The 26,062-nt window shown below is 71.2% G+C and carries 29 protein-coding genes; 3 read left to right on the forward strand and 26 right to left on the reverse strand.

Annotation, left to right across the window (positions count from 1 at the left end; all coding sequences use genetic code 11):
* Positions 1-170: 170 nt before the first annotated feature.
* From glmM to truA, 6 genes are all read right to left on the reverse strand, one after another.
* A complete protein-coding gene (gene glmM, locus J2X59_RS04385; protein WP_066656981.1) occupies positions 171-1,547 on the reverse strand; it encodes a phosphoglucosamine mutase in 1,377 nt (458 codons plus the stop codon).
* A gap of 22 nt (positions 1,548-1,569) precedes the next feature.
* Positions 1,570-2,055: a 30S ribosomal protein S9 gene (rpsI, locus tag J2X59_RS04390; RefSeq protein ID WP_066656983.1), complete on the reverse strand. Its 486-nt coding sequence runs from the start codon at positions 2,053-2,055 to the stop codon at positions 1,570-1,572.
* 36 nt (positions 2,056-2,091) lie between these two features.
* On the reverse strand, positions 2,092-2,538 hold the full coding sequence (gene rplM / locus J2X59_RS04395; RefSeq protein WP_022904636.1) for a 50S ribosomal protein L13: 447 nt from the start codon (positions 2,536-2,538) through the stop codon (positions 2,092-2,094).
* Positions 2,539-2,791: 253 nt separating this feature from the next.
* On the reverse strand, positions 2,792-5,596 hold the full coding sequence (locus J2X59_RS04400; protein WP_326495835.1) for an ExeM/NucH family extracellular endonuclease: 2,805 nt from the start codon (positions 5,594-5,596) through the stop codon (positions 2,792-2,794).
* A 139-nt stretch (positions 5,597-5,735) separates the two neighbouring features.
* Complete coding sequence (locus J2X59_RS04405; RefSeq protein WP_326495836.1) at positions 5,736-6,482, reverse strand: MBL fold metallo-hydrolase; 747 nt, start codon at positions 6,480-6,482, stop codon at positions 5,736-5,738.
* Positions 6,479-7,411 carry a tRNA pseudouridine(38-40) synthase TruA gene (gene truA / locus J2X59_RS04410; RefSeq protein ID WP_326495837.1) on the reverse strand — a complete coding sequence of 311 codons (933 nt, stop codon included), beginning with the start codon at positions 7,409-7,411 and terminating at the stop codon, positions 6,479-6,481. The genes J2X59_RS04405 and truA overlap by 4 nt, the downstream gene beginning before the upstream one ends.
* A 164-nt stretch (positions 7,412-7,575) precedes the next feature.
* Between truA and J2X59_RS04415 the strand changes: the two genes are divergently transcribed.
* Both J2X59_RS04415 and J2X59_RS04420 read left to right on the forward strand, forming a co-directional pair.
* A complete protein-coding gene (locus J2X59_RS04415; RefSeq protein WP_326495838.1) occupies positions 7,576-8,583 on the forward strand; it encodes an ATP-binding cassette domain-containing protein in 1,008 nt (335 codons plus the stop codon).
* Positions 8,580-9,416, forward strand: coding sequence for an ABC transporter permease (locus J2X59_RS04420; RefSeq protein ID WP_311205564.1), 837 nt, complete (start codon positions 8,580-8,582; stop codon positions 9,414-9,416). The genes J2X59_RS04415 and J2X59_RS04420 overlap by 4 nt, the downstream gene beginning before the upstream one ends.
* A 42-nt stretch (positions 9,417-9,458) precedes the next feature.
* Here the strand turns inward: J2X59_RS04420 and J2X59_RS04425 are convergent, their stop codons facing one another.
* From J2X59_RS04425 to infA, 8 genes are all read right to left on the reverse strand, one after another.
* On the reverse strand, positions 9,459-12,662 hold the full coding sequence (locus J2X59_RS04425; protein WP_326495839.1) for a BTAD domain-containing putative transcriptional regulator: 3,204 nt from the start codon (positions 12,660-12,662) through the stop codon (positions 9,459-9,461).
* Between the two features lie 56 nt (positions 12,663-12,718).
* Positions 12,719-13,831 (reverse strand): FUSC family protein, encoded by a 1,113-nt coding sequence (locus tag J2X59_RS04430; protein WP_326495840.1) that lies wholly within the window; start codon positions 13,829-13,831, stop codon positions 12,719-12,721.
* Between the two features lie 170 nt (positions 13,832-14,001).
* Positions 14,002-14,559, reverse strand: a complete 558-nt coding sequence (gene rplQ, locus J2X59_RS04435) for a 50S ribosomal protein L17 (protein ID WP_271826942.1) — start codon at positions 14,557-14,559, stop codon at positions 14,002-14,004.
* Positions 14,560-14,625: 66 nt separating this feature from the next.
* Positions 14,626-15,621 carry a DNA-directed RNA polymerase subunit alpha gene (locus J2X59_RS04440; RefSeq protein ID WP_066656999.1) on the reverse strand — a complete coding sequence of 332 codons (996 nt, stop codon included), beginning with the start codon at positions 15,619-15,621 and terminating at the stop codon, positions 14,626-14,628.
* Positions 15,622-15,826: 205 nt separating this feature from the next.
* On the reverse strand, positions 15,827-16,225 hold the full coding sequence (gene rpsK / locus J2X59_RS04445) for a 30S ribosomal protein S11 (protein WP_017885507.1): 399 nt from the start codon (positions 16,223-16,225) through the stop codon (positions 15,827-15,829).
* A 9-nt stretch (positions 16,226-16,234) separates the two neighbouring features.
* A complete protein-coding gene (rpsM, locus tag J2X59_RS04450; RefSeq protein ID WP_058728274.1) occupies positions 16,235-16,609 on the reverse strand; it encodes a 30S ribosomal protein S13 in 375 nt (124 codons plus the stop codon).
* A gap of 149 nt (positions 16,610-16,758) precedes the next feature.
* On the reverse strand, positions 16,759-16,875 hold the full coding sequence (gene rpmJ / locus J2X59_RS04455) for a 50S ribosomal protein L36 (RefSeq protein ID WP_022903266.1): 117 nt from the start codon (positions 16,873-16,875) through the stop codon (positions 16,759-16,761).
* A 70-nt stretch (positions 16,876-16,945) separates the two neighbouring features.
* Complete coding sequence (infA, locus tag J2X59_RS04460) at positions 16,946-17,167, reverse strand: translation initiation factor IF-1 (RefSeq protein WP_017885509.1); 222 nt, start codon at positions 17,165-17,167, stop codon at positions 16,946-16,948.
* Positions 17,168-17,452: 285 nt separating this feature from the next.
* Here infA and J2X59_RS04465 point away from each other — a divergent pair, with 285 nt between their 5' ends.
* Positions 17,453-18,730, forward strand: a complete 1,278-nt coding sequence (locus J2X59_RS04465) for an LCP family protein (RefSeq protein ID WP_326495841.1) — start codon at positions 17,453-17,455, stop codon at positions 18,728-18,730.
* A 179-nt stretch (positions 18,731-18,909) separates the two neighbouring features.
* Here J2X59_RS04465 and map read toward each other — a convergent pair whose 3' ends face one another.
* From map to rplN, 12 genes are all read right to left on the reverse strand, one after another.
* On the reverse strand, positions 18,910-19,689 hold the full coding sequence (gene map / locus J2X59_RS04470) for a type I methionyl aminopeptidase (protein ID WP_209684942.1): 780 nt from the start codon (positions 19,687-19,689) through the stop codon (positions 18,910-18,912).
* Between the two features lie 59 nt (positions 19,690-19,748).
* Entirely contained in the window at positions 19,749-20,339 is a 591-nt protein-coding gene (locus J2X59_RS04475) for an adenylate kinase (protein WP_209684904.1), read from the reverse strand.
* Positions 20,336-21,658 (reverse strand): preprotein translocase subunit SecY, encoded by a 1,323-nt coding sequence (gene secY / locus J2X59_RS04480; protein WP_066657008.1) that lies wholly within the window; start codon positions 21,656-21,658, stop codon positions 20,336-20,338. The genes J2X59_RS04475 and secY overlap by 4 nt, the downstream gene beginning before the upstream one ends.
* 146 nt (positions 21,659-21,804) lie before the next feature.
* Entirely contained in the window at positions 21,805-22,269 is a 465-nt protein-coding gene (gene rplO, locus J2X59_RS04485; RefSeq protein WP_066657012.1) for a 50S ribosomal protein L15, read from the reverse strand.
* Entirely contained in the window at positions 22,266-22,451 is a 186-nt protein-coding gene (gene rpmD, locus J2X59_RS04490; RefSeq protein ID WP_031273241.1) for a 50S ribosomal protein L30, read from the reverse strand. Before rpmD ends, rplO begins: the two co-directional genes overlap by 4 nt.
* Positions 22,451-23,224 (reverse strand): 30S ribosomal protein S5, encoded by a 774-nt coding sequence (gene rpsE, locus J2X59_RS04495; RefSeq protein ID WP_081985128.1) that lies wholly within the window; start codon positions 23,222-23,224, stop codon positions 22,451-22,453. The genes rpmD and rpsE overlap by 1 nt, the downstream gene beginning before the upstream one ends.
* Entirely contained in the window at positions 23,221-23,592 is a 372-nt protein-coding gene (gene rplR, locus J2X59_RS04500; protein WP_066657014.1) for a 50S ribosomal protein L18, read from the reverse strand. Before rplR ends, rpsE begins: the two co-directional genes overlap by 4 nt.
* Positions 23,593-23,594: 2 nt before the next feature.
* Complete coding sequence (gene rplF, locus J2X59_RS04505) at positions 23,595-24,131, reverse strand: 50S ribosomal protein L6 (RefSeq protein ID WP_066657016.1); 537 nt, start codon at positions 24,129-24,131, stop codon at positions 23,595-23,597.
* A gap of 6 nt (positions 24,132-24,137) precedes the next feature.
* The gene (gene rpsH / locus J2X59_RS04510) at positions 24,138-24,536 is read right to left on the reverse strand and encodes a 30S ribosomal protein S8 (protein ID WP_065960021.1); all 399 of its coding nucleotides are present in this window, start codon (positions 24,534-24,536) and stop codon (positions 24,138-24,140) included.
* Between the two features lie 179 nt (positions 24,537-24,715).
* The gene (gene rplE / locus J2X59_RS04515; RefSeq protein ID WP_066657018.1) at positions 24,716-25,306 is read right to left on the reverse strand and encodes a 50S ribosomal protein L5; all 591 of its coding nucleotides are present in this window, start codon (positions 25,304-25,306) and stop codon (positions 24,716-24,718) included.
* Positions 25,306-25,665 (reverse strand): 50S ribosomal protein L24, encoded by a 360-nt coding sequence (rplX, locus tag J2X59_RS04520; RefSeq protein WP_066657021.1) that lies wholly within the window; start codon positions 25,663-25,665, stop codon positions 25,306-25,308. Before rplX ends, rplE begins: the two co-directional genes overlap by 1 nt.
* Before the next feature lie 3 nt (positions 25,666-25,668).
* Complete coding sequence (rplN, locus tag J2X59_RS04525; RefSeq protein ID WP_017885523.1) at positions 25,669-26,037, reverse strand: 50S ribosomal protein L14; 369 nt, start codon at positions 26,035-26,037, stop codon at positions 25,669-25,671.
* Between the last annotated feature and the right edge of the window lie 25 nt (positions 26,038-26,062).

The following is a 26,062-nucleotide window of genomic DNA, read 5'->3' on the forward strand; positions in this document are numbered from 1 at the left end:
GCCCCCGGCGCGGGGGGGGGGGGCGGGGGGGGGGGGGGCGGCCCCCCCCCCCCCCCCCCCGCGGGCGCCCCCCCCCCCCCCCCCGCGGGCGCCCCCCCCCCCCCCCCCCCCCCCCCCCCCCCCCCCGCTTCCGGTTGTTCCGACGACCCGGGACGTCGCGTGCGAGTGCCCTACGCGGCCGCGTCGATCGCCAGCCGGTCGCGCACGACGGCAGCCAGCTCCTCGGCGACCCGCTGCGCATCCTCCTGCGACGCCGCCTCGACCATCACGCGGACGACGGGCTCGGTGCCCGACGGGCGCAGCAGCACCCGACCGGCGTCGCCGAGGGCCTCGGTCGCCGCGGCGATCGCGTCCTGCACGCCCTGGTCGTCCAGCCCGTGGCGGTCGACACCGCGCACGTTGAGGAGCACCTGCGGGAAGACGGTCATGCACGACGCGAGCTCCTGCAGGCTCTTGCCCGTGCGGGCCATCTCGGCCACCAGGTGCAGGCCCGTCAGCACGCCGTCGCCGGTGGTGGCGTAGTCGTTGAAGATGATGTGGCCGGACTGCTCGCCACCGAGCGAGAAGCCGCCCTCGTTCATCTTCTCGAGCACGTAGCGGTCGCCCACGCCGGTCTCGAGCACCGTGATGCCCGCGTCCGCCATGGCCCGCTTGAGCCCGAGGTTCGACATGACGGTCGCGACGAGCGTGTCGTCGGCGAGCCGGCCCCGCTCCTGGAGCGAGAGCGCCAGGATCGCCATGATCTGGTCGCCGTCGACGGCGTTGCCGGCGGCGTCCACCGCGAGGCAGCGGTCGGCGTCGCCGTCGTGCGCGATGCCCACGTCGGCGCCGTGCGCCAGCACGGCGGCGGCGAGGTTGTCGATGTGGGTCGAGCCCACACCGTCGTTGATGTTCATGCCGTCCGGGTCCGCGCCGATGAGCGTGACGCGAGCGCCGGCGTTGACGAAGACCTCGGGCGAGACGCCCGCGGCGGCACCGTTCGCGCAGTCCAGCACGACGTGCAGGCCGTCGAGCCGGTGCGGCAGCGTGCCGAGCAGGTGGACGACGTAGCGGTCCTCGGCGTCGGCGAAGCGGGTGATCCGGCCGACGTCGCCACCGGTGGGCGTCGGGGCGGACTGGTCGTGCATGGCCGCTTCGATGCGGTCCTCGACCTCGTCCGGCAGCTTGCGGCCGCCCGTGGCGAAGAACTTGATCCCGTTGTCGGGCGCGGGGTTGTGGGACGCGGAGATCATCACGCCGAAGTCGGCGTCGATGTCCGCGACGAGGAACGCCGCAGCGGGGGTGGGGATGACCCCGGCGTCGAGCACGTCGACACCGGCGGAGGCGAGACCGGCCGCGACCGCGGCACCCAGGAACTCACCGGAGACGCGCGGGTCGCGCGCCAGGACCGCGCGAGGGCGCGGTCGACCGGACGCCCGGCGGGCGTCCGCATGGTGTCCGTGTGTGAGCACGGCCGCGCTGGCCTGGGCGAGACCCAGAGCCAGCGCGGCCGTCAGCTCGCCGTTGGCGAGTCCACGAACACCGTCGGTACCGAACAGACGCGGCATTGCGATCGGGTTCGTCGCGCGACTAGCGCTTCGAGAACTGCGACGCCTTGCGGGCCTTCTTGAGACCGGCCTTCTTGCGCTCGATGACGCGGGCGTCACGGGTGAGGAAGCCGGCCTTCTTGAGGGTGGCGCGGTTGTTCTCGCGGTCGATCTCGTTCAGCGCACGCGCGATGGCGAGGCGGAGCGCACCGGCCTGACCCGAGGGGCCACCACCGGTGATGCGAGCGACGACGTCGTAGGCGCCGAGGAGCTCGAGCACCTTGAACGGGTCGTTGATCAGCTGCTGGTGCAGCTTGTTCGGGAAGTAGTCCTCGAGCGTGCGGCCGTTGACCGTGAACGAGCCGCCACCGGGGACGAGACGCACGCGGGCGATGGCCTCCTTGCGGCGCCCGACGGCACCGCCCGAGACGTTGAGGATCTGGCGGGGAGCGGCCTCCGAGGACGCCGGGGCGCTCTCGGTGGTGAAGCTCTCCGGGGTCTGGTCGAGGGAGTCAGCGATCTGAGCCATGAGTTTTATCAGTCCTTGAAGTCGTCGTGGCCGGAACTACTGTGCGACCTGGTCGAAGGTGTACGCCTTGGGCTGCTGCGCGGCGTGCGGGTGCTCTGCGCCGGCGTAGACCTTCAGCTTCTTGAGCTGCTCACGGCCGAGGGTGTTCTTCGGCAGCATGCCGCGGATCGCCTTCTCGACGGCGCGGGTCGGGTGCTTCTCGAGCATCTCCGGGTAGGAGGTCGCCGTGAGGCCGCCCGGGTAGCCCGAGTGACGGTAGTAGACCTTCTTCGCGAGCTTGGAGCCGGTGAGGGCGACCTTGTCCGCGTTGATGATGATGACGTAGTCACCCATGTCCATGTGCTGGGCGAAGGTGGCCTTGTGCTTGCCGCGCAGGAGCGCCGCGGCGTGGGTGGCGAGACGGCCGAGGACGACGTCGGTCGCGTCGATGACGATCCAGTCGTGCTGGACGTCTGCCGGCTTCGGGGAGAACGTACGAGTCACAGGAGTGCTGCTTTCGTGTCGAGGTGAGGAGTCCGTGAATCCCGCTCCGGTGGGTGTTCCGCGGGCGATGCTCGTGGAACTGCCCGGTGGAGGGCTCATCTGACTGTCCGGCGCACGGGGCGCACAGACCAAGGTGAGAGCCTACCCGACGCGGCTCGCCTTGTCGAACGGGGCCGTGACGGACGGGAGGCGCGGTGCCGTCCGACACCGCGCCTCCCGTCCGTCACACGGTCACGTCCGGGCCGCGGTCACCTCAGCCGAACAGCCCACGCAGCCAGCCGAACACACCGAGCACGACACGGACGACGTCCGCGACGAAGCCACCGTGACCCGGCCCGCCCGGCTTCCCGTCACCGTGGCCGGGCTTGCCCGGCTTCCCGTCACCGTGACCCGGCTTGCCCGGGTGGTCGCCGCCGTGACCCGGCTTGCCCGGCTTGCCCGGGTGGTCGCCGCCGTGGCCGGGTCCGCCGGGGGTCCCGCCGTTGCCCGGCGTGCCACCGTCACCCGGCGTCGGGGTCTCGTCCTCGGCCAGGTCGAAGCCGACCAGGATCGGGTCGTGGTCGCTCGCCCGGTACACGTCGTCGCGGTACAGGTCGGTGACGTTGTAGTCGTAGCGGCTGTACTCCAGGCCCACCGACTCGGTCGAGTTGATGTTCCAGATGTCCACGCCGGTCACGGCCTCGAGCGCCGCGGGTGAGGCCAGCACGTGGTCGAGCGAACCGCTCAGGCCGCTGAACACGTAGGAGTACTCGGTCGGGTCCTTCGCCGGCCCGAGGTCGGTGTAGCCCGCGTCGCGCAGGACGACCATCGGGTCCTCCTCGCTGTAGGCGTTGAAGTCGCCGAGCATGAACACCCTGTCCGTGCCGTACTTCTCCTGCTCGGTGGTCGAGAACGCGGCGAGCGCCGTCGCCTGCGCCACGCGGGACGCGTTCGAGGCACCCTGGCCGTCGCCCTGGTCGGCGTCCGCGCCCGAGCCGGAGCCCTTCGACTTGAAGTGGTTCGCGATCACCAGGAAGTCGTCGTCCGCGTCCCCGCCGACCGGGCGGAAGGCGTCCGCGACGGGCTGGCGGGCGTTCACGAAGGCCGGGTCGTCGAGGATGGTCGACTCGCCGACGGGTGCGACGCGGTCCTGCTTGTAGATGAGGGCGAGGCGGATGACGTCCTCGCTCGCGGGCAGCACCGCCGGGGACGGCACGTACGCCCAGGTGTCCTGGCCGGTCGCCGCGTTCAGCGCGGAGACGAGCGTGCCGACGGCGGCGTCGCGGTCCTTGCCGAACCGTGCTGAGTTCTCGATCTCCTCGAGGGAGACCACGTCGGCACCGAGGGCGTTGATCGCCTTCACGATCTTCACCTGCTGGCGCTCGAGGTCGTCGGCGTTCGCGGCGCCACGGGCGTCGCAGCCACCGCGGACGGTCACGGGGTCGCCGTCGCGGTCGGTGTAGTACGTGCAGCCGGTGAGCTGGTCGCCCGTGGTCGGGAAGTAGTTGAGCACGTTGAACCCGGCGAGCTTGAGGTCCCCACCGACGTTCTCGGGTGCCGCGGTGCGGACCTGCGAGAACGACGCGGGCAGGTCTGCCGCGGGCGTCGCACCGGTGATCGGCGACGTCGGCTGGAACTTCCAGGTGTCGTTGCGGTAGTCGAGGACGACCGGCTCCGAGAAGGTCGCTGCGGCACCGACCGTGACCGGGCCCTGCGTGAGCCAGGACACCGGGACCGACTGGTTCGCGGCGCTGAGGAAGTTCGTGCTCGCACCGTCGTCGAGGACCACCGTGCGCGCGGCGTTGTCGGCGGCGACCGCGGCGGCCTCGGCGCTGCCCGGGCGGGCGACCTCGGTCGGCTGGATCAGGCGCTTCGTCCCCGCGGCGAGCGCGATCTCGCCGTACTGGTTCGTCGTGTAGTTGTCGGCGACCGTGTAGTCGCCCTGCGGCGCGATCAGCATGCTCTCGAGCGACTCGCGCTGCGCGTCCGTGCGCGGCAGGGTCAGCGTGGCCGGGACCGGCTGCACGACGCCCGCGGCGGGGAGCTCCTCGACGTCGGCGGTCGAGCCGACCTCGAGTTCGGTGAGGCCGTTGTACTCGGCGACCGTGCCCGTGAGGCGCACGGCGTCCCCGATGGCGACGCTGCCCGCGGTCGCGGCGGAGAACACGAACACGGCGTCCGACGCGGTGTGGGTGGCGAGGTCGACCGCCCCGCCCGTACCGGCGGTCTGGATCGTGTAGCCGTTCAGCCCACCCGCGGCGTAGACCGCGGTCACGACGCCCTCGGTGACGACGCGCTTCCCCACGTACGGCGACGCGGGACCCGTGCCCTGCAGCTGGGCGATCGTGACCGCTTCGGCAGGCGTGGTCGGCGTGCCGGGGTCGGTGGGGGTGCCCGGGTCGGTGGGGGTGCCCGGGTCGGTCGGCGTCGTGCCGGACCCGCCGGAGTTCTCCGGCGTCACCGTCGAGCCCAGGGCGAAGTCCGCCGCGTTGGAGTCGGTGTCGACGGTGCCGTCGCGGTGCAGCGCGTCCGGCACGGAGTTCGCCGTCCCGGTCGGCGCGACGGCGGTCTCGAAGGTGTTCGACGTGCCGTAGCCCAGCAGGTCGACGACGCCGGGCGTCCCGGTGGTGACCGAGCCGACCGGCAGCGCGAGGGCCGCGGCCTGGTCGGACAGGACGAGCGTGCCGGTCGACCCGGACGGGTTGAGGCCGGTCACGGCGTCGGGGGTGGGCAGCGCCTGGCCGTTCGTCCCGTTCGAGCCCATCTGCACGAGGTACGACCCGTGTGCGGGGACGGTACCGGCGAGCTTGCCGACCGACGGCGTGCCGGTGTTCGCGGCGGCCCGGTACTGGATCGACCACCCGTCCACGGCGACGGCGGTGTCGGTCGGGTTCGCGATCTCGACGAACTTGTTCGTGAACGGCTGGTTCGCGCTGCCGCCCTTCAGGTACGCCTCGGCGATGACGAGGCCGGCGCCCGCGGGGTCCGCGACGGCGGTGGAGACGGAGACGAGCGGGGCGGCGACGAGCGTCGCTGCCACCGTGGCGCACAGCACGGTGCGCCGCAGGAGGTTGGGCATGCTGACCTTCGGCAGGAGGAGGGGGACTCCAGCACGCTAGCGACCTGCGGGGCCACTCAGGTTTCCGGCAGGTGAACGATCCGGTCCACCCCCGTCCGGGGTGCGCAGCGTGGCGACGGGACGGTGCCCGGCGGCGCGCTCAGCCGGCGACCGGCACCCACCCGCTGCCGACCCGGTGCACGGCCGGTCCGTGCCCGGGCAGCACGATCTCCGGGATCGGCAGCGCCCGTGCGGACTCGAGCGCCGTCGCCTGGTCCGCGGTGAAGAACGGCGTGATCATGCGTGGCCGCGCCTGCCACGACCCCGGGAGCGTGTCGTGGTGCGAGACGACCGCGTCCCCGGTGACGATCGCGTTCGCGGCCGGCAACAGGTACGCGGTCGAGCCGGCCGTGTGCCCGACGGCGGGGAACGGCGTCATCGCACGCCCCGCGAAGTCGTGCGCGGTGAAGGCCCGGGCAGTGGGGACGGTCACGGGACGCAGGGCGTCGGAACCGACGGCCCGCGCCAGCCAGCGGAACGTCCGCGGTGCGGCGAGACGCCCGCCGATCTCCGCCGGCCGGACCTGCTGCCGCTGCGGCCCGCGCACGTTGTCGAGTTCGTCCGCGTGCGCCAGGACCTGCACGTGCGGGTACCGCTCGAGGATCCCCGGGATGCCCCCGATGTGGTCGACGTGCCCGTGCGTGACGTAGATGCGTCGGAGGTCGCCGAGGTCGTGCCCCGCCCAGCGCACGGTGTCGAGGACGAGCGCGGTGTCCGCGGGGTAGCCGGCGTCGATCAGCGCGACGCCGTCCTCCTCGGCGAGCACGACCCAGTTCGAGACCGGCCCCTCGACGAACACCACACCGGGTGCCACGGAGACGACGGACCGGGGCCTGCGGGAGCTCATCCCCCGACGGTACCGGCGTCCGGCTCGTCGTCCGTCCGGCGCGCACGGGTCTGCGCCGCCCGGGCCGCGAGCTCGTCGTCCCCCGGGTAGCCCACCTCGGTGAGGGTCAGACCGGCCGCGGGTGCGACCTTGAACACGCTCGTGCGCTGCTGCGCGACCCGCAGCTCCTCGAGGCGGTCCGGGCCGAAGCGGCCCTCCCCGACGGCGATGGTCGCCCCGACCATCGCCCGCACCATGGAGTGGCAGAACGCGTCGGCCTGGAGGCGCGCCACCAGCACGCCGTCCGGCTCGCGGTCCCAGCGGAACTCCTGCAGCGTCCGGATCGTGGTCGCGCCCTCGCGCGGCTTGCAGAAGGTCGCGAAGTCGTGCAGCCCGAGCAACGTCAGCGCACCGCGCTCCATCGCCGCCGGGTCCAGGCGCGTCGGGTGCCAGAGCGTGTGCCCGCGGCGACGTGGATCGCGCGGGGCGTCGGCGTCCGCCACCCGGTACTCGTACCGCCGCCAGAGCGGGGAGAACCGGGCGTCGAACCCGTCCGGTGCAACCGACGCGCGCGTGACGACGACGTCGCCCGTCGCCCCGGCGAGACCGTTCACGCGCTTGACGAGTCCGTCGAGCGAGGTGCGAGGAGGGCCGTCCGGCGACGACCGCCGCGGACGGGTGAGCGCACCCCACTGCTCCGCGGTCAGGTCGACGTGGGCGACCTGCCCGGTGGCGTGCACCCCGGCGTCCGTCCGACCGGCGACCGTCAGCTGCGGCGGCTCGCCCCACCGGGTGAAGACCGTGGCGAGCGCGGACTCGAGCGCGCCCTGCACGGTCCGCAGGCCGGGCTGCCGGGCCCAGCCGGAGAACGCGGCCCCGTCGTAGGCGACGTCCAGCCGCAGCCGCACGGCACCGCCGACACCGGCACCCGAGTCGTCCGTCCCTGCCACGGGAGCGAGCGTACCGGGGCCGGGGCGGGCCTGCCGTCCGGCCCCGCCGACGACGACCGCCCGTGCCCGCTGACGGAGAGCGTCCGACCGTGTCAGCGCCACGTCAGTGCCGCGTGAGCGGCCGGCGGCACGATCGTCCCGACATCGACGAAAGGACCTGTGCGATGACCACCACACCACTCGCCGTCGAGGCGACCGGCCTCGTCAAGACGTTCGGCAGCAACCGTGCCGTGGACGGGGTCGACCTCCGCGTCGAGGCCGGCACGGTCTACGGCGTGCTCGGCCCGAACGGCGCCGGCAAGACGACCACCATCTCGATGCTCGCGACCCTGCTGCGGCCGGACGGCGGCGAGGCCCGCGTCTTCGGGCACGACGTCCGCCGCGAGCCGCAGACGGTCCGCTCCCTGATCGGGGTGACGGGGCAGTACGCGAGCGTCGACGAGACCCTCAGCGCCACCGAGAACCTCGTCATCTTCGCGCGGCTGCTCGGCCTCTCCCGCGGCGACGCGAAGCGCAAGGCGGTCGAGCTGCTCGAGCGCTTCGGGCTGTCCGAGGCGGCGTCGCGTCCGCTCAAGAAGTTCTCCGGGGGCATGCGCCGCCGGCTCGACCTGGCCGCGAGCCTCATCGCGCAGCCGCCGCTCATCTTCCTCGACGAGCCGACGACCGGCCTCGACCCCCGCACCCGGGCGCAGATGTGGGACACGATCCGCGAGCTCGTCGCGACCGGGTCGACCGTCCTGCTCACGACGCAGTACCTCGACGAGGCCGACCAGCTCGCCGACCGCATCGCCGTCATCGACCACGGACGTGTCGTGGCCGAGGGCACCGCGGACGAGCTGAAGTCCTCGGTCGGCACGGCCTCGCTGCAGCTCCGCCTGGCGGACGCGGATGCGGACGCCCTCGCGACCGCGGCGTCGCTCGTCGAGCGCGTGCTCGGCACCCCGGCGGTCGTCAGCCCGGAGGGCGCGCGGCTCACCGCTCCGATGACGGCGCCCGACCGGGTCACCGACCTGCTCGTGTCGTTCCGCGACGCGGGCGTCTCCCTCGCCGAGATGAGCGTGCAGAAGCCGACGCTCGACGAGGTCTTCCTCACCATCACCGGCTCGCCGACGTCCGCGGACGCCGACGCCGACACCGAGTCCGAGCGCGCGCTCGAAGGGAGCCCCGCATGACCACCCTCGCCCCGACACCCACCACCACGTCGTCGCCCCGTGTGACCCCCCGACCCGGGATCGGCGGCACCGGCCTGGCCGCCACCGTCCGCCAGTCGTTCACGATGGCGTACCGCGGACTCGTGAAGATCCGCCGGACCCCCGAGCAGCTGTTCGACGTCACGCTCATGCCGATCGTCTTCACGGTGATGTTCACGTACATCTTCGGCGGCGCGATCTCCGGCGACGTCGGCAGCTACCTGCCCGTGATCATCCCCGGCATCCTCGTGCAGACGGCGATCACGTCGTCGGTCGTCACCGGCGTGCAGCTCCGCGAGGACATGGACAAGGGCGTGTTCGACCGGTTCCGGTCGCTCCCGATCGCCCGGATCGCCCCGCTCGCCGGGGCCCTGCTCGCCGACACCGTCCGCTACGCCATCGCGACGACGATCACGTTCGTGGTGGGCATCGTCATGGGGCTGCGTCCCGCCGGCGGACTCGGCGCCGTGCTCCTCGCGGCGCTGCTCGTCATCGTGGTGGCGTGGGCGATCAGCTGGGTCTTCGCGTACTTCGGGGTCATCGCCCGGACCGCGTCGAGCGTCTCCGGCATCGCGAACCTCGTGCTGTTCCCGCTGACGTTCCTGTCGAACGCCTTCGTCCCGACCGACACGCTGCCCGCCTGGCTGCGCTGGTTCACCGAGGTCAACCCGGTCTCGCACCTCATCACCGCGGTGCGCGACCTGGTGAACCACGGCGTGGTCGGCGGCGACCTCTGGCTGAGCCTGCTCGGCGCGGCCGTGGTCGTCGCGGTGTTCGCCCCGCTGACGGTCCGCGCGTACATGCGGAAGGCCTGACGGTCCGGGCGACCGTCCGGGAGCGGACGGACCGGACGCCGGTCAGCCGGGCAGGCGAGCGTCCTCGAGCACGCGCCGCACCCACGAGACGGCCTCGGTCCGGTCCCTGCCAGCCGCGGCCGTCTCGGCGTCGGCGAGCGCCGGCTCCCCCACGGCCTCGGCGAGCAGCGGTCGCAGCCGGGCGTGCGCGAGCACCGCGAAGTCCTGCCGCGAGCCGATCCGCGTGAGCGTGCCCCAGCACGCGGCAGCCGTGTCCGGACGTCCGGTGCGCGCGTAGGCGATCGCGAGCCCGGCGAGTGCCGTCCCGATGACGGGCACGTCCCGGCGGGCCTGGCGGAGCCGCAGCTGCACGAGGGTGCCGACACGGATCCGGCGGGCGACCGCCAGTTCGGCTGCCGGGAGGCCCGGGGCCGCGCCGTCGGTCCGGCCCGCGCCCGCCTCGTCCACCGCCGCGATGCGTGCCGCCCCCGCCGTCAGCGCCCAGTGCGCGGCGGGTCCGCGACCGGGCTGCACGACGTCCCAGGCCGCGGCGTACGCCGCCGCGGCCCCGGCGAGGTCGCCCTCGTACCGCGCGCACTCGGCGGTGATCGCGACCGCGAGCACGGCGATCAGCCCGCGGTCGTCGAACCCGCCGCGGCCGCCGTCGGGCCGGTGCCGCAGGTCTGCTGCGACGGCACGTGCACGGTCGACGTCGCCGGTCGCGGCCGAGGCGAGACCGACGGTCCACCCGATCTCGTACAGGTCGTCCTCCGCCCCGAACAGCTCGAGGTCCTCCCGGGCGGTGACGGCGGCGGCGAGGGACTCCCGGTACCGCCCGGACTGCGCGAGCAGCTGGGTCAGCGTGACCGCGACGGTGCCCGTGGTCCAGGCCTCTCCGGTCGTCCGTGCCAGCTCCTCCGCACGCCGGATGTACCGCAGCGCCCCGGCCGGGTCGCCGTCGTTCTCGGCCAGCGGCGCGCTGAGCAGGTGGCCGAGCAGGGCGACCGTGGGCTCCCGGTGGGCACGCAGCCGTGCCAGCTCGGCGGAGCCCTGCTCGGGCCGCGGCAGGGTGAGCAGGAGCCCGGCGAGCGCGTCGACGACCGGGTCCTCGGCACGCCCGGAGCGGTGCAGCTCCCGGAGTCCGCTGATCGCCCGGGCGGTGGTGCGGAGGTCGGTGAACACCGCGGTCGCACCGCACATCACGAGGCCGATCACCGTCGCGGTGCGGTCGGCCGGCGCCGGCACGCGCGTCCGCAGCGCCGCGACGACGTCGGGTGCGGTCGCGGCGACCTCGCGGTGCAGCCCGCGGAGCGTCCAGTACCCGCCGAGCGCCGCGAAGACGTGCGCCACCGTCGGCACGTCGTCGGCGCGGATCGCCCAGCGCAGCAGGGTGACGAGCGTGTCGGCCTCGCGGCGGACCTCGGTGAACGCGACGAGCTGCGCCGGACCCCGCAGTGCGAACAGGTTGCGCGCTGCCGACAGTTCCCGGCCCCAGGCGGTCATGGCCGCCCGCACGGCCTCGGTGGTGCCCCGCGCCGCCAGGCGTGCGGCGCCGAACTCGCGCACGGTCTCGAGCAGTCGGTAGCGGACCGGCTCCCCCTCGACCTCGACGAGCTGCACGAGGGACTGTTCCACCAGGTCGGCGAGGTCGTCGAGCGCGTCCCACCGCCGTCCGGGCTCCGCCACCGACTCGACGGCCTCGACCGCGACACCGTCGGGGAACAGTGCGAGGCGGGTCAGCAGGTCCTGGGCGCCCTCGTCGAGGAGCCGCCAGCTCCACTCGATGACGGCGAGCAGGGTGCGGTGCCGTTCGGGAGCGCTCCGGTCACCACCGCGCAGCAGGGCGAAGCGGTCGTCGAGCCGACGTTCGACCTCGTCGACCGACATCCCCCGGATGCGGGCGGCGGCGAGCTCGATGGCGAGCGGCGACCCGTCGAGTCGGGTGCAGATCCTGCGCACCGCGTCCACGGGCAGCACGGCACCGGGCCGAGCGGCACGGGCGCGTTCGGTGAACAGCCGGACCGCCGCCCCGTCGGCCTCGACCGGCAGCGGTCCGAGGGGTGCGACGACCTCGCCCGCGATGGCGAGCGGTGCCCGGGACGTCGTGAGCACCCGCAGCCCGGGCACGGCGGCGAGCAGGTCGGCCGTGCAGCGGGCCACGGCCTGCAGCAGGTGCTCGCAGTTGTCGAGCACGAGCACCGTCGGTCCGTCGTCGAGGGCATGCACCACCCGGCCCCACAGGTCGGTGACGACCGCGTCCTGCAGCATGCGCGCCGTCCGGACCTCGGCGATCCCGAGCAGTGCGCCGAGGGCAGGGAGCAGGTCCTCGCCGTCGTCGATCGGTGCGAGCTCGCAGACGACGACGCCCGTGGTCGTGGGCAGCGCGGCGGCGACGGCCTGCGCCAGACGCGTCTTGCCGAGTCCGCCCGGGCCGAGCACCGTGACCAGGCGGTGCTCGTCGAGCGACCGGGACACCGTCGCGACGTCGTCCTGCCGCCCGACGAGCTCGTTCGGCGCGACCCGGAGCCCGGTCCGCCGGACCGGGTGGTCGGTCGCGGACGCCGACCGGCGCAGGAGCTCGGCGTTCAGCCGCACGAGCTCCGCGGACGGATCGGCCCCGAGTCCGTCCACCAGCCGTCCGCGGTGCGCGGCGAACACCGCGAGTGCCTCGGGGGTCCGCCCGTCGGCGTCGAGGGCGCGCATCGCTCCCCCGACCGCCGTGTCGTCGAAGGGCGCCGCGTCGACCTCGGCGAGCCAGGTGGTCGCAGCGGCGGCGGCGTCGCCGTCCTCGAGCAGCAGGACGGCGAGCCGCCGACGCAGGGCGTGCTCGACCGCGGCCGCGCGGTCGGCGAGCGCCGAGCCCAGGTCCCCGTCGACGTCCGCGCCCGGTGCACCCCGCCACCGGCCGAGCGCTGCCTGCACCGCTGCGGTGTCGGGTGCGTGCACGGCCCGCTCCGCGGCGACGAGGTCGACGTCCGCCGGGTCGCCACCGAGCGCGTACCCCGTGCTGGTCGACACGACGAGACCGTCCGCCGTCGTCCGGCGCAGTCGGGAGACCAGGGTCTGCAGGGCCGCCCGGGCACCCCTCGGCCGGTCCGCACCCCAGAGTTCGTCGATCAGTGCCTCGGAGCCGAGTGCACGGCCGGGTGCGAGCACCAGCGCGGTCAGGAACGACCGCGCGAGTGCACCGGGAACGGCCACCGCGGCGCCGTCGGGGCCCGCCACCGTCACCGGTCCGAGGACGGCGACACGGGACGCGACGGGCACCCTCGGAGTCTACGGACGACCGGTACCGGAGCGCGACGCCACTGCGGGGCGGGACCTCAGCCGCGTCGTCCCGAGGGCCCGGTCTCGGTGTCGACGTCGGCGGTCGCCCGCTTCTCGGACTCGAGCACCCCGCGCAGCGCGACGATCGCACTCGAGGTCACCGTCACCTGCGACGGGTCCGCGTCACTGGCGTCGATGGCGCGCTCGAGGTCGGCGATCGACTCGTCCGCCCCGTCCTCCTCGCAGTCACCGCGAACCACGCAGGCGACCTTCCGGAGCGCGGCCGCGAAGGGTCCTGCGAACGCCGGGTCCGGCCGCCCGATGTTGTCCGCGACCGGACCCGAACGGGCGACCAACTCGGTGAGGTCGGTCGTGTACCAGGCGACGCGCTCGAGCGCCCGGAAGCGCGCGCCGTCGGTCTGCAGGCGCGCACGCGGTCCCCGCAGCACGCTCCGGGGGTTCATCCGACGCGCCTCCTGCGCCGTCGAGACGCGGTCCCGGACCTCGGCGATCGCCTTGTCCAGCCGCTCCTGCTGACGGTCCCAGGCACCGGTGTCCGGCTCGCCCTCGTCGAGCACGTCCGCCAGGTCGTCGAGCTGCTGCGCGAGCACGGCGTTCACCTGGTCGATGCGGCGCTCGGCGTCCCAGAAGTGCAGCGGGGGGACCACGGCGAAGTTCACCGCGAGCCCGATGCCGATGCCGATCGCCATCTGCACGACGTACGCGAACGAGTAGCCCTCCGCGTTGCCGCCGCCGATGAGGAGCACGAAGAGCGCCGCCATCGGCACCCACGAGTACCCCTCGCCCAGGATCCGGAAGCCCGAGACGAGCACGCCGAGGCCGACGACGAGCGCGACCGCGATGACGCCGGGATCGCCGATGAGCATCGTGAACCCGGCGATCAGGATGCCGAGCGTGATGCCGACCAGCGTCTGCACGCCGGCCCGGATCCCCGCGAAGACCGTCGTGCGCATCGCGACGATCGCACCGAGCGGTGCGTAGTACGGGTACTCCGCGGCGACGCCCGGCGCGTACTTCGCCAGGGTCCACGCGATCGTGGCGGCCAGCGCGGCCTTGCCGGCCAGCAACAACCGCGGCTGGGTGCCGGAGTCCCGACTCCACCGCCACAGACGGCGCCCTGCGCCGGTGATCCGTTCCGCTCTCGCCATGTCGCGATCACCGTACGGCGGCGACGCTGGGAGCGGACGCGGGTGCGCTCCGGACGGGAGGCCCGTGGCGGCCCCGCCCCGCGCCTCCCGTCCGTCGCCACACCAGCTGCAGGGACGACAGAACCCCCCGCGACGTGGGTCGCGGGGGGTTCCGTGTGGTGGTGCTGGACCTACTTGGCGTCGTCCGACTTCGCCTCGGCGTCGGCCTCGACCTCGGCGGCAGCCGGGGTCTCGGTCTCGGCCTCGACGGGAGCGGACTCCTCGGTCGTCTCCGTGGACTCGACCGGGGTCTCCTCGGCCGGGGTCTCCTCGGCCGGAGCGGCAGCAGCCGGGGCCGCGTCGCGCTTGACCGGAGCCGGCGTGCTCGACACCGGCTCGAGGACGAGCTCGATCGAGGCGAGCGGCGCGTTGTCACCCTTGCGGAAGCCGAGCTTCGTGATGCGGGTGTAGCCGCCCTGACGGTCCTCGACCTGCGGGGCGATCTCCGTGAACAGCGTGTGCACGACGGACTTGTCGCGCAGCTGGGCGATCACACGACGACGCGCGTGCAGGTCGCCACGCTTCGCGAACGTGATGAGACGCTCGGCGACGGGACGCAGGCGCTTGGCCTTCGTCTCGGTGGTCGTGATGCGACCGTGCGTGAAGAGGGCGTTGGCGAGGTTGCTCAGGAGCAGGCGCTCGTGGGCGGGGCCGCCACCGAGGCGGGGGCCCTTGGTGGGCTTCGGCATGTCAGTTCTCCAGTGGTGATGGTGGTGCGCACCGACTCATCGGTGCGCGTGCGCGTGAGCGCGAGGTCAGTTGTTGGACTCGTCCTCGTCGTACCCGCTGTAGAAGTGGGCGCCGTCGAATCCGGGGACGGTGTCCTTGAGGGACAGGCCGAGCTCGGTGAGCTTGTCCTTGACCTCGTCCACCGACTTCTGACCGAAGTTGCGGATGTTCATGAGCTGCGTCTCCGACAGGGCGACGAGCTCGGACACCGTGTTGATGCCCTCCCGCTTGAGGCAGTTGTAGCTGCGCACCGACAGGTCGAGGTCCTCGATCGGGGTCTGCAGCTCGTTCGAGAGCACCGCGTCGACCGGCGCGGGGCCGATCTCGATGCCCTCGGCCGCCGTGTTCAGCTCGCGGGCGAGACCGAACAGCTCGACCAGCGTGCGACCGGCCGACGCGATGGCGTCGCGCGGCGTGATCGCCGGCTTCGACTCGACGTCGACGACCAGGCGGTCGAAGTCCGTGCGCTCACCGGCACGCGTCGCCTCGACGCGGTAGGTGACCTTGAGGACCGGCGAGTAGATCGAGTCGATCGGGATCTGCCCGGCCTCGCTGAACTCCGAACGGTTCTGGGTCGCCGAGACGTAGCCGCGGCCACGCTCGATCGTCAGCTCCAGCTCGAAGCGCGCGGTGTCGTTCAGGGTCGCGATGACGAGGTCCGGGTTGTGGATCTCGACGCCGGCCGGGGCGGAGATGTCCGCCGCGGTGACCTGACCGGCACCCTGCTTGCGCAGGTACGCGGTGATCGGCTCGTCGTGCTCGCTGGAGACGACGAGGCTCTTGATGTTGAGGATGATCTCGGTGACGTCTTCCTTGACACCGGGGACGGTGCTGAACTCGTGGAGGACGCCGTCGATGCGGATGCTGGTGACAGCCGCGCCGGGGATCGAGGAGAGGAGCGTGCGGCGCAGCGAGTTGCCGAGGGTGTAACCGAAGCCCGGCTCGAGCGGCTCGATGACGAAGCGCGAGCGGTGCTCGGAGATCGACTCCTCGGTCAGGGTGGGGCGCTGTGCAATGAGCACTGTGGGATTCCTTTCGGCGGAGTGTCCGCTATATGACACTCGGCGGTACGACGGGGCCGACCGGGCCCCGACGGGTCTGTTGAGTTGTGATCACGCGCAGCGCGGGGCCGGGAGGGCCCGACGTACGCGATCGAACGACCAGGAATGGCCGGCCCCGCTCGCCCCGGTCAGGGGACGAGCGGGGAACGGCCGGTTGCTCCTCGCGTCAGACGCGGCGACGCTTCGGCGGGCGGCAGCCGTTGTGCGCCTGCGGGGTGACGTCGTTGATCGAGCCGACCTCGAGGCCAGCGGCCTGGAGCGAGCGGATCGCGGTCTCGCGACCCGAGCCCGGGCCCTTGACGAAGACGTCGACCTTCTTGACGCCGTGCTCCTGCGCCTGACGCGCAGCGGACTCGGCGGCGAGCTGCGCCGCGAACGGCGTCGACTTGCGCGAACCCTTGAAGCCCACGGCACCCGAGGACGCCCAGCTGAGGACGGCACCCGACGGGTCGGTGATGCTGACGATGGTGTTGTTGAACGTGCTCTTGATGTGGGCCTGGCCCACGGCGACGTTCTTCTTCTCCTTGCGACGCGGCTTGCGCGCGGCAGTCTTGGGGGTAGCCATGATGATCTCCTATCGGGCCTTCTTCTTGCCTGCCACGGTGCGCTTCGGTCCCTTGCGGGTACGCGCGTTGGTCTTGGTGCGCTGACCACGCACCGGGAGACCACGACGGTGGCGGAGACCCTCGTAGCTACCGATCTCGACCTTGCGGCGGATGTCGGCGGCGACCTCGCGGCGGAGGTCACCCTCCACCTTGAAGTTGCCCTCGATGAAGTCACGGAGGGCGACGAGCTGGTCGTCCGTCAGGTCCTTGACGCGGATGTCACCGGAGATACCGGTCTCGGCGAGTGCCTGGACCGCGCGGGTACGGCCGACGCCGTAGATGTACGTGAGTGCGATCTCCACGCGCTTCTCGCGCGGGATGTCGACGCCTGCTAGACGTGCCATGTTCTGGCTGCTCCTGTTTTCGGTGGAGGTGTGGCGCAGTACCGGTGCCCGGGCCTCCGCCCCGAGGTGTCCCCCCGCCGACGACCGAGGTCAGTGGCGGAGTTCTGGTACTGCGTGTTCAGTGTTGAGTTGTGGGTCCTGCTGGGAGCTCAGCCCTGGCGCTGCTTGTGGCGCGGGTTGCTCTTGCAGATCACCATGACGCGGCCCTTGCGGCGGATGACACGGCAGTGCTCGCAGATGGGCTTGACGCTGGGGTTGACCTTCATGATTGCTTCCTGTTGCTCGCTGGCTTCGTGCCCGGCGGGTTCGCCGAGCCGTTCCTTTCCAGCTCGCGGATCACTTGTAGCGGTAGACGATCCGGCCGCGGGTCAGGTCGTACGGGCTCAGCTCCACGATCACGCGGTCCTCGGGGAGGATGCGGATGTAGTGCTGGCGCATCTTCCCGGAGATGTGCGCGAGGACCTTGTGTCCGTTGGTCAGCTCAACGCGGAACATCGCGTTGGGCAGAGCTTCGAGCACCGAGCCTTCGATCTCGATGACGCCGTCTTTCTTGGCCATAGCCTCACTGTCGCTTGGTTGGATTACCGGTGTGATCCCCGAGCCGGTCTGCGGGTCGGGCGCCACGCCGAAGGGCATGACACACCAAAGATCAACCCTATGCGATCAGGCGCAGATTGCCAAGTGCCGGTCGGGCCGCGACCCTCCGTCTGGGGCTCGCCGTCCGGAGCTGAACGGTCCACAGTGGATCAGCGGCCGCTTCCGAGGTCCGGAACGGGCCCGTCGCCGTAGCCTGGCCGTCGCTGACCCCCCGACGCCCGCGCCGGAGAACCGATCGGAGACCACGTGCCTGACGCGCCCCGCCGCCCCCTCGCCCGTCACGGTCGACTGCCGCGCCGTCGCGGCTGGGGCACGCTGCTGGGGTCCGTCGCGGCCACGGTCGCCGTCGTCCTGGTCAGCGGCACGAGCGTCGCGGCGATCGCCGGCGCACAGCTCGCCGCGGCACCGCACACGGTCGAGCTCAGCACCGACGACCAGAACACCGCGGAGACCGCCGACATCACGGCGATGCAGGGCGGCGCGAACATCCTGCTCCTCGGCAGCGACACCCGCGTCGGGCAGTTCGACTCGGACGAGAACGTCGAGGGCGCCCGGAACGACGTCACGATCCTCGTCCACATCTCGCAGGACCACCAGCAGCTCACGGCCGTCAGCTTCCCCCGCGACCTCAAGGTCCCGATCCCGGCGTGCACGAACCCCGAGACGGGCACCTCGTACCCGGCCGTGGACAGCGAGCTCATCAACGAGTCCCTCGGGCACGGTGGGATCTCCTGCGCCGTGGACACGGTCGAGAACCTGACCGGGCTGACGATCCCCTACGCCGGACTCATCACCTTCGACGGGGTGATCGAGATGTCGAACGCCGTGGGCGGCGTCGACGTCTGCGTCGCGAAGCCCATCGACGACTCGTACACCGGCCTGCAGCTCTCGGCCGGTCAGCACACCCTCGCCGGCCAGGACGCGCTCGCGTTCCTGCGCAGCCGGCACGGCGTCGGTGACGGCAGCGACCTCGCGCGCATCAGCTCCCAGCAGGTCTTCCTGTCCGCCCTGCTCCGGAAGGTCACCTCGGACGGCACCCTGTCGAACCCGGTGACCCTCTACAAGCTGGCCGGTGCGGCGCTGTCGAACATGACGCTCTCCGACGGCCTGGCGCAGACCCGCACCCTCGTCGGACTCGCCTCGACCCTGCGGGGCATGAGCACCTCGGACATGCTGTTCGTGCAGTACCCGGTCGTCGACGACCCCTCCGACACCGCGCACGTGCTCGTCGACGAGGCGGCGGCGCACGACCTCAACGTCGTGCTGCAGCAGGACCGCAAGACCTCGCTGAGCGACTCGTCCACCGGCCGGGCGTCGGAGGAGTCCCCGACCGCGGCGGGCACCCCGGGGAGCGACGCACCGTCGTCCGACGCGCCGGCCGCGGGGGACGATGCGGCGAGCGGAGCTGCGACCGGGACGCCCACGGGTGCGGCGACCGATGCCGGGACGCCGACGGCGACCCCACTGCCCTCGAGCATCTCCGGCCAGTCGGCGTCCGAGCAGACCTGCACCGTCGGGAACTGAGCGCGTCGGGGACTGAACCCGTCGGGAACTCAGCCCGTCGGGGACCGGCGCGGTCGCGCGCGGAGCGGTGCCGGCGTCGGCCCGGCCGTCGTCGGTGACCGGGCCGGTGCGCGGAGTCGCACCGCGCCTCCCGGCCGACCGCGCGGTCACCGGTCACGGACCGGACGCGTCCGGTCGCCCTACGGGACGGGGACGGGCGTGACGCCGAGCGGCACGAGGCCGGAGGCGCCGCCGTCCGATGCGGTGAGCACCCAGATGCCCTCGGCGTGCACGGCCACCGAGTGCTCCCAGTGCGCCGCGTCGGATCCGTCGAGGGTCCTGATCGTCCAGTCGTCGTCGTCCGTGGAGCTGTCGATCGTCCCGGCCGTCACCATCGGTTCGATCGCCACGACCAGACCGGGCCGGACCGCCGGACCGGCACCGCGGACCCGGTAGTTGAAGACGGGCGGGTCCTCGTGCATCGACCGTCCGATCCCGTGCCCCGTGAAGTCCTCGACGATGCCCCAGGCGCCCGTCTCGTCGATGGCGTCCTCGATCACCGCGCCCACCTCGTTGAGGTTCCGCGCGTGTGCGAGCGCCGCGATGCCGTGCCAGAGCGAGCGCTCCGTGGTGTCGCAGAGCGTCTGGCGCGCCGCCGTCACGGGAGCGTCGCCGCCGGGGAGCACCGTCGTGAAGGCGCTGTCACCGTTCCACCCGTCGACCTCCGCACCGGCGTCGACCGAGACGATGTCGCCCGGCTCGAGTACGCGGTCGCCGGGGATCCCGTGGACGATCTCGTCGTTCACGGACACGCACAGGGTGTGCCGGTAGCCCGGGACGAGCTGGAAGTTCGGGACGCCACCGCCCTCGCGGATCGTCCGCTCGGCGATCGCGTCGAGCTCGCCCGTGGTGACGCCCGGGCGGATCGCAGCACGGACCGCGACGAGCGCGGCCTCGGTGAGCAATCCGGGACGGAGCATCGCGCGGAGCTCCTCCGGCGACTTGTAGATCGAGGGCTTGCGACGACGCACGAGGGGTGTCAGACGCCCGCGGTGAGGCCGCGCGAGCTGAGCGCCGCCTGGATGCGGTCCCCGACCTCGTCGATGCCGCCGAGGCCGTCCACGTCGACCACGAGACCGCGCTCGGCGTACGCCGCGACGATCGGCGCGGTCTGCTCCGTGTAGACCTCCTGGCGACGCCGGATGGTCTCCTCGTTGTCGTCGCTGCGCCCCTGGTCCTCGGCGCGCTTCAGGAGCCGCGCGACGAGCGCGTCTTGGTCGGCGACGAGCTGCACCACGGCGTCGATCCCGGCGCCCTGCTCCGCGAGCAGCGCGTCGAGGTACTCGACCTGGCCCACCGTGCGGGGGTAGCCGTCGAGCAGGAAGCCCTGCTCGGCGTCCGGCTCGGCGAGGCGCGACTTGACGAGCTCGTTCGTCAGTTCGTCGGGGACGTAGTTCCCCGCGTCCATGATCGCCTTGGCCTGCACGCCCAACGGCGTGCCCTCGGAGACGTTCTTGCGGAAGATGTCACCCGTGGAGATCGCGGGGACGCCGAAGCCCTCCGCGATGCGACCGGCCTGGGTGCCCTTCCCGGCTCCGGGAGGTCCGACGATGATGAGGCGTGCGCTCAACGGAGAAGCCCTTCGTAGTGACGTTGCTGCAGCTGCGAGTCGATCTGCTTCACGGTCTCGAGACCGACACCCACGATGATGAGGATGCTCGCGCCGCCGAACGGGAAGTTCTGGTTCGCGCCGAACAGCGCCAGTGCTGCCAGCGGGATGAGCGCGATGAGACCGAGGTAGAGCGAGCCGGGCAACGTCACCCGGGTCAGGACGAAGTCGAGGTACTCGGCCGTCGGACGGCCGGCCCGGATGCCCGGGATGAAGCCGCCGTACTTCTTCATGTTGTCGGCGACCTCTTCGGGGTTGAAGGTGATCGCGACGTAGAAGTACGTGAACCCGACGATGAGCAGGAAGTACAGGACCATGTAGAACCAGTTGTCACCCGAGGTCAGGTTGTTCTGGATCCAGGTCACCCAGGCGGCCGGCTCCGAGCCGTCCGAGGGCTGGTTGAACTGCGCGACCAGGGCCGGCAGGTACAGCAGCGACGAGGCGAAGATGACGGGCACGACGCCGGCCATGTTCACCTTGATCGGGATGTAGGTGTTGTTGCCGCCGTAGGTGCGGCGCCCGACCATGCGCTTGGCGTACTGCACCGGGATGCGTCGCTGCGACTGCTCGACGAAGACGACGGCCATCATGATGACCAGACCGACGAGGATGACGAACAGGAAGAGCTCGAAGGACTGCGACTGCTCGATCGCCCACAGGGCCGACGGGAACTGCGCGGCGATGGACGTGAAGATGAGCAGCGACATGCCGTTGCCGATGCCGCGCTCGGTGACGAGCTCGCCCATCCACATGATCAGGCCGGTACCGGCGGTCAGCGTGACGACCATGAGCATGATCGCGTACCAGCTGTCGTTCGAGATGATCGACGAGCAGGACGCCGACGCGTTCGTGCCGAAGAGGGCACCCGAGCGCGCGACCGTGATGAGGGTGGTCGACTGCAGGACACCGAGCGCGATGGTGAGGTAGCGCGTGTACTGCGTCAGCTTCGCCTGGCCGGACTGGCCCTCCTTGTAGAGGGCGTCGAAGTGCGGGATCACCACGCGCAGGAGCTGCACGATGATCGACGACGTGATGTACGGCATGATGCCGAGCGCGAAGACCGACAGCTTCAGCAGCGCGCCGCCGGAGAAGAGGTTGATGAGGTCGTAGAGCCCACCCGAGGAGCCGGCGCTCGCCAGGCAGCTCTGCACGGCGGCGTAGTCGACGAACGGCGCGGGGATGTACGACCCGAGACGGAACAGCGCGATGATCGCGAGGGTGAAGCCGATCTTCTTGCGAAGATCTGGGGTGCGCATGATGCGCGCGACCGCTCTGAACACGAGGACTCCGAACTTCTGGGACCGGCGACCCGATCGGGGTCTTCACGGTGTCGATCGGCAGCGCCGACCTGGCCGACGGACGTCAGCCACTGTCAAGGAAACCGTAACGGCGGCCCGTGCGCAAACGCACGGGCCGCCGACGGGGGTTACTGGGAGACGGTTCCGCCAGCAGCCACGATCTTCTCGGCGGCGGACGCCGAGACCTTGTCGACCGAGACCGTGAGCTTCACGCTGATGTCACCCTGACCGAGAACCTTGACCTTCTCGTTCTTGCGGACGGCGCCCTTGGCGACCAGGTCCGCGACGGTGACGTCGCCACCGTTGGGGTAGAGCTCCGCGATCTTGTCCAGGTTCACGACCTGGTACTCGACGCGGAACGGGTTCTTGAACCCGCGGAGCTTCGGGGTGCGCATGTGCAGCGGCATCTGCCCACCCTCGAAGCCGACCTTGACCTGGTAACGAGCCTTCTGGCCCTTGGTACCACGGCCGGCGGTCTTGCCCTTCGAGCCCTCACCACGGCCGACACGGGTGCGGTCCTTCTTGGAACCGGCAGCCGGACGGAGGTGGTGCAGCTTCAGCACCTGGACCCGCTCGTTCTTCTCGTCGCTCATGCGTCGACCTCCTCGACCTTCACGAGGTGCGCCACCGTCGCGATGTACCCGCGGTTCTGGGCGTTGTCCTCACGCAGGACCGTACGGCCGATGCGCTTGAGGCCCAGGCTGCGCAGGGTGTCGCGCTGGTACTGCTTCTCGCTGATAACGGACTTCGTCTGCGTGATCTTCAGCATCGCCATCACGCACCTGCCTTCTCGGTCGCGGCACGCAGCGCCGCAGCCTCGGCGTGGAGCAGACGGGCCGGGACGACCCGGTCGACGTCGAGGCCACGACGGCTCGCGACCGCGCGGGGCTCCTCGAGCTGCTGCAGCGCCTCGACGGTCGCGTGCACGATGTTGATGGTGTTCGACGAGCCGAGCGACTTGCTCAGGACGTCGTGGATGCCGGCGCACTCGAGCACGGCGCGGACCGGACCACCGGCGATGACACCGGTACCGGCAGCGGCCGGACGCAGGAGCACGACACCGGCAGCGGCCTCACCCTGCACCGGGTGCGGGATGGTGTTGCCGACGCGCGGGACGCGGAAGAAGTTCTTCTTCGCCTCCTCGACGCCCTTCGAGATCGCGGTGGGGACTTCCTTCGCCTTGCCGTAGCCGACACCGACGAGGCCGTTGCCGTCACCGACGACGACGAGCGCCGTGAAGCTGAAGCGACGACCACCCTTGACGACCTTCGACACGCGGTTGATGGTCACCACGCGCTCGAGGAACTGGCTGTCGCCACCGCGGTTGTTGCGGTCACGACCCTGCTGACGGTCACGCCCGCCACCACGACGGCCGCGCTGGTCGGCGTTGTCGCGGTTGTTCGACGCGGAGCCCGCGGCGGTCTCGACCGGACGCTCGGCGACGGCAGGGGCTTCCGCTTCCTTGCCGGCCGCGGCCTTGGCGACGGTCTCCGTCGCAGCAGCGGTCTCGGTCTCGGCCGCTTCGTTGTTGTTCGCGATGTCGCTCACAGGTTCAGCCCTCCTTCACGGGCACCATCGGCGATCGCGGCGACGCGACCGGCGTACTTGCTCCCACCGCGGTCGAAGACCACGGCCTCGACGCCAGCGGCCTTCGCACGCTCGGCGACGAGCTCGCCGATGCGACGGGCCTTGGCCGTCTTGTCGCCGTCGAACGAACGGAGGTCGGCCTCCATCGTCGATGCGCTGGCCAGGGTGTGGCCCTTCGCGTCGTCGATGACCTGGACGAACACGTGACGCGACGAACGGGTGACGGCGAGACGCGGACGCGCCTCGGTGCCGGTGATCTTCTTGCGGAGACGGTTGTGCCGGCGCGCCTTGGCGGCCGACTTGCTCTTTCCTCGGATACCGAGAGCCATGATCACTTACCTGACTTTCCGGCCTTGCGGCGCACGATCTCGCCCGCGTAGCGGACACCCTTGCCCTTGTAGGGCTCGGGCTTGCGCAGCTTGCGGATGTTGGCAGCCACCTCGCCGACGGCCTGCTTGTCGATGCCCGACACGGTGAGCTTGTTGTTGCCCTCGACGGCGAAGCTGATGCCCGCCGGCGGCTCGACCGTGATGGGGTGGGAGTAGCCGAGCGCGAACTCGACGTTGCTGCCCTTCGCCGCGACGCGGTAACCGGTACCGACGACCTCGAGGCCCTTGGAGTAGCCCTGGGTCACGCCGACGATGTTGTTCGCGATGAGGGTGCGGGTCAGGCCGTGCAGCGCACGCGAGCTGCGCTCGTCGTCCGGACGGGTGACGAGGACCTGGTTCTCCTCGACCTTGGCCTGGATGGGCTCGGCGACGGTGAGCGCGAGCTCGCCCTTCGGGCCCTTGACCGCGACGGTCTGGCCGTCGATGGCGACGGTCACACCCGCGGGGATGTCAATGGGAAGACGTCCGATTCGAGACATTGTCGATCACCACACGTAGGCGAGGACTTCCCCACCCACGCCCTTCTGCTCGGCTTCACGGTCGGTGAGCAGTCCCGACGAGGTCGAGAGGATCGCCACGCCGAGGCCACCGAGGACCTGGGGGAGCTCCGTCGACTTCGCGTAGACCCGGAGACCGGGCTTCGAGACGCGCTTGATGCCGGCGATCGAACGCTCGCGCTCGGGGCCGTACTTCAGGTCGATCGTGAGGGTCTGCCCGACGCGGGCGTCCTCGATCTTCCACTCGCTGATGTAACCCTCGCGCTTGAGGATCTCGGCGATGTTCTTCTTCAGCTTGGAGCTGGGGAGCGAGACGGCGTCGTGGTGCGCCGAGTTCGCGTTCCGCAATCTGGTCAGCATGTCTGCGACCGGATCGGTCATCGTCATGATGGTCGTCCATTCTTCGCCTGGTTTCGACACCCGTTCCACGAATGCCGACCTGAGCGATCGGGTGGTCTCCGAGCGGATCCCGGAGACCTGGGGGCCGGCGGCTGTCGCCGTCGGCCGGTGTTCGTGCGTGCGGGCCGGAGGACGTCAATCCTCCGGCCCGCAGCGCCCGGACTAGCTTAGACCGTCTGGTCGGCCGAACGGAACGGGAAGCCGAGCTGGCGGAGCAGCGCGCGGCCCTCGTCGTCCGTCTTCGCGGTGGTCACGACGGTGATGTCGAAGCCACGCACGCGGTCGATGCGGTCCTGGTCGATCTCGTGGAACATCGACTGCTCCGTGAGACCGAACGTGTAGTTGCCGTTGCCGTCGAACTGCTTGTCGCTGAGACCGCGGAAGTCGCGGATGCGGGGCAGTGCGAGGGTGACGAGGCGGTCGATGAACTCCCACGCGCGGTCACCACGGAGGGTGACGTGCGCGCCGATGGCCTGGCCCTCACGCAGCTTGAACTGCGCGATGGACTTGCGGGCCTTCGTCACGACCGGCTTCTGACCCGTGATCGCCGTGAGGTCCTTGACGGCCCCCTCGATGACCTTCGAGTCACGAGCTGCTTCACCGACACCGGTGTTCACGACGACCTTGACCAGGCCGGGGACCTGGTTGACGTTCGCGTACCCGAACTGCTCGGTGAGGGCAGCCTTGATCTCGTTCTTGTACTTCTGCTTGAGGCGCGGCTCGACCTTGGTCTCCGGCGCGGCAGTCGTGTCGGTCATCAGAGCTTCTCACCCGACTTCTTGGCGTAGCGGACGCGGACGGTCTTCTTGACGCCGTCCTTCTCCACCTCTTCGATGCGGAAACCGACGCGGGTCGGCTTCTTGGTCTTCGGGTCGACGATGGCGACGTTCGACACGTGGATCGGAGCCTCGTGCTGCTCGACGCCACCGGTCTTCGACCCGCGCTGCGTCTGGCCGACGCGGACGTGCTTCGTGACGAAGTTCACGCCCTCGACGACGACACGGTTCTTGTCCTTGAGGACCTCGATGACCTTGCCCTGCTTGCCACGGTCGCCGCCACGCTCCTGCTTGGCTCCCGTGATGACCTGGACGAGGTCACCCTTCTTGATGTTCGCCATGGCTTACAGCACCTCCGGCGCGAGCGAGATGATCTTCATGAACTTCTTGTCACGGAGCTCACGACCGACCGGCCCGAAGATGCGCGTACCGCGCGGGTCGCCGTCGGCCTTGAGGATCACTGCCGCGTTCTCGTCGAACTTGATGTAGGAGCCGTCCTGACGACGGGTCTCCTTCTTGGTGCGAACGATGACCGCCTTGACGACGTCACCCTTCTTCACGTTGCCGCCGGGGATGGCGTCCTTCACCGTGGCGACGATGACGTCACCGAGGCCGGCGTAGCGACGACCCGAGCCACCGAGCACGCGGATGGTCAAGATCTCCTTGGCACCCGTGTTGTCGGCGACCTTCAGGCGGGATTCCTGCTGAATCACTGCTGTCTCCTATTCCGAAGCAGGC

Origin of the sequence: Curtobacterium sp. 260 (genome assembly GCF_030803485.1) — a bacterium.
Lineage (GTDB): Bacteria > Actinomycetota > Actinomycetes > Actinomycetales > Microbacteriaceae > Curtobacterium.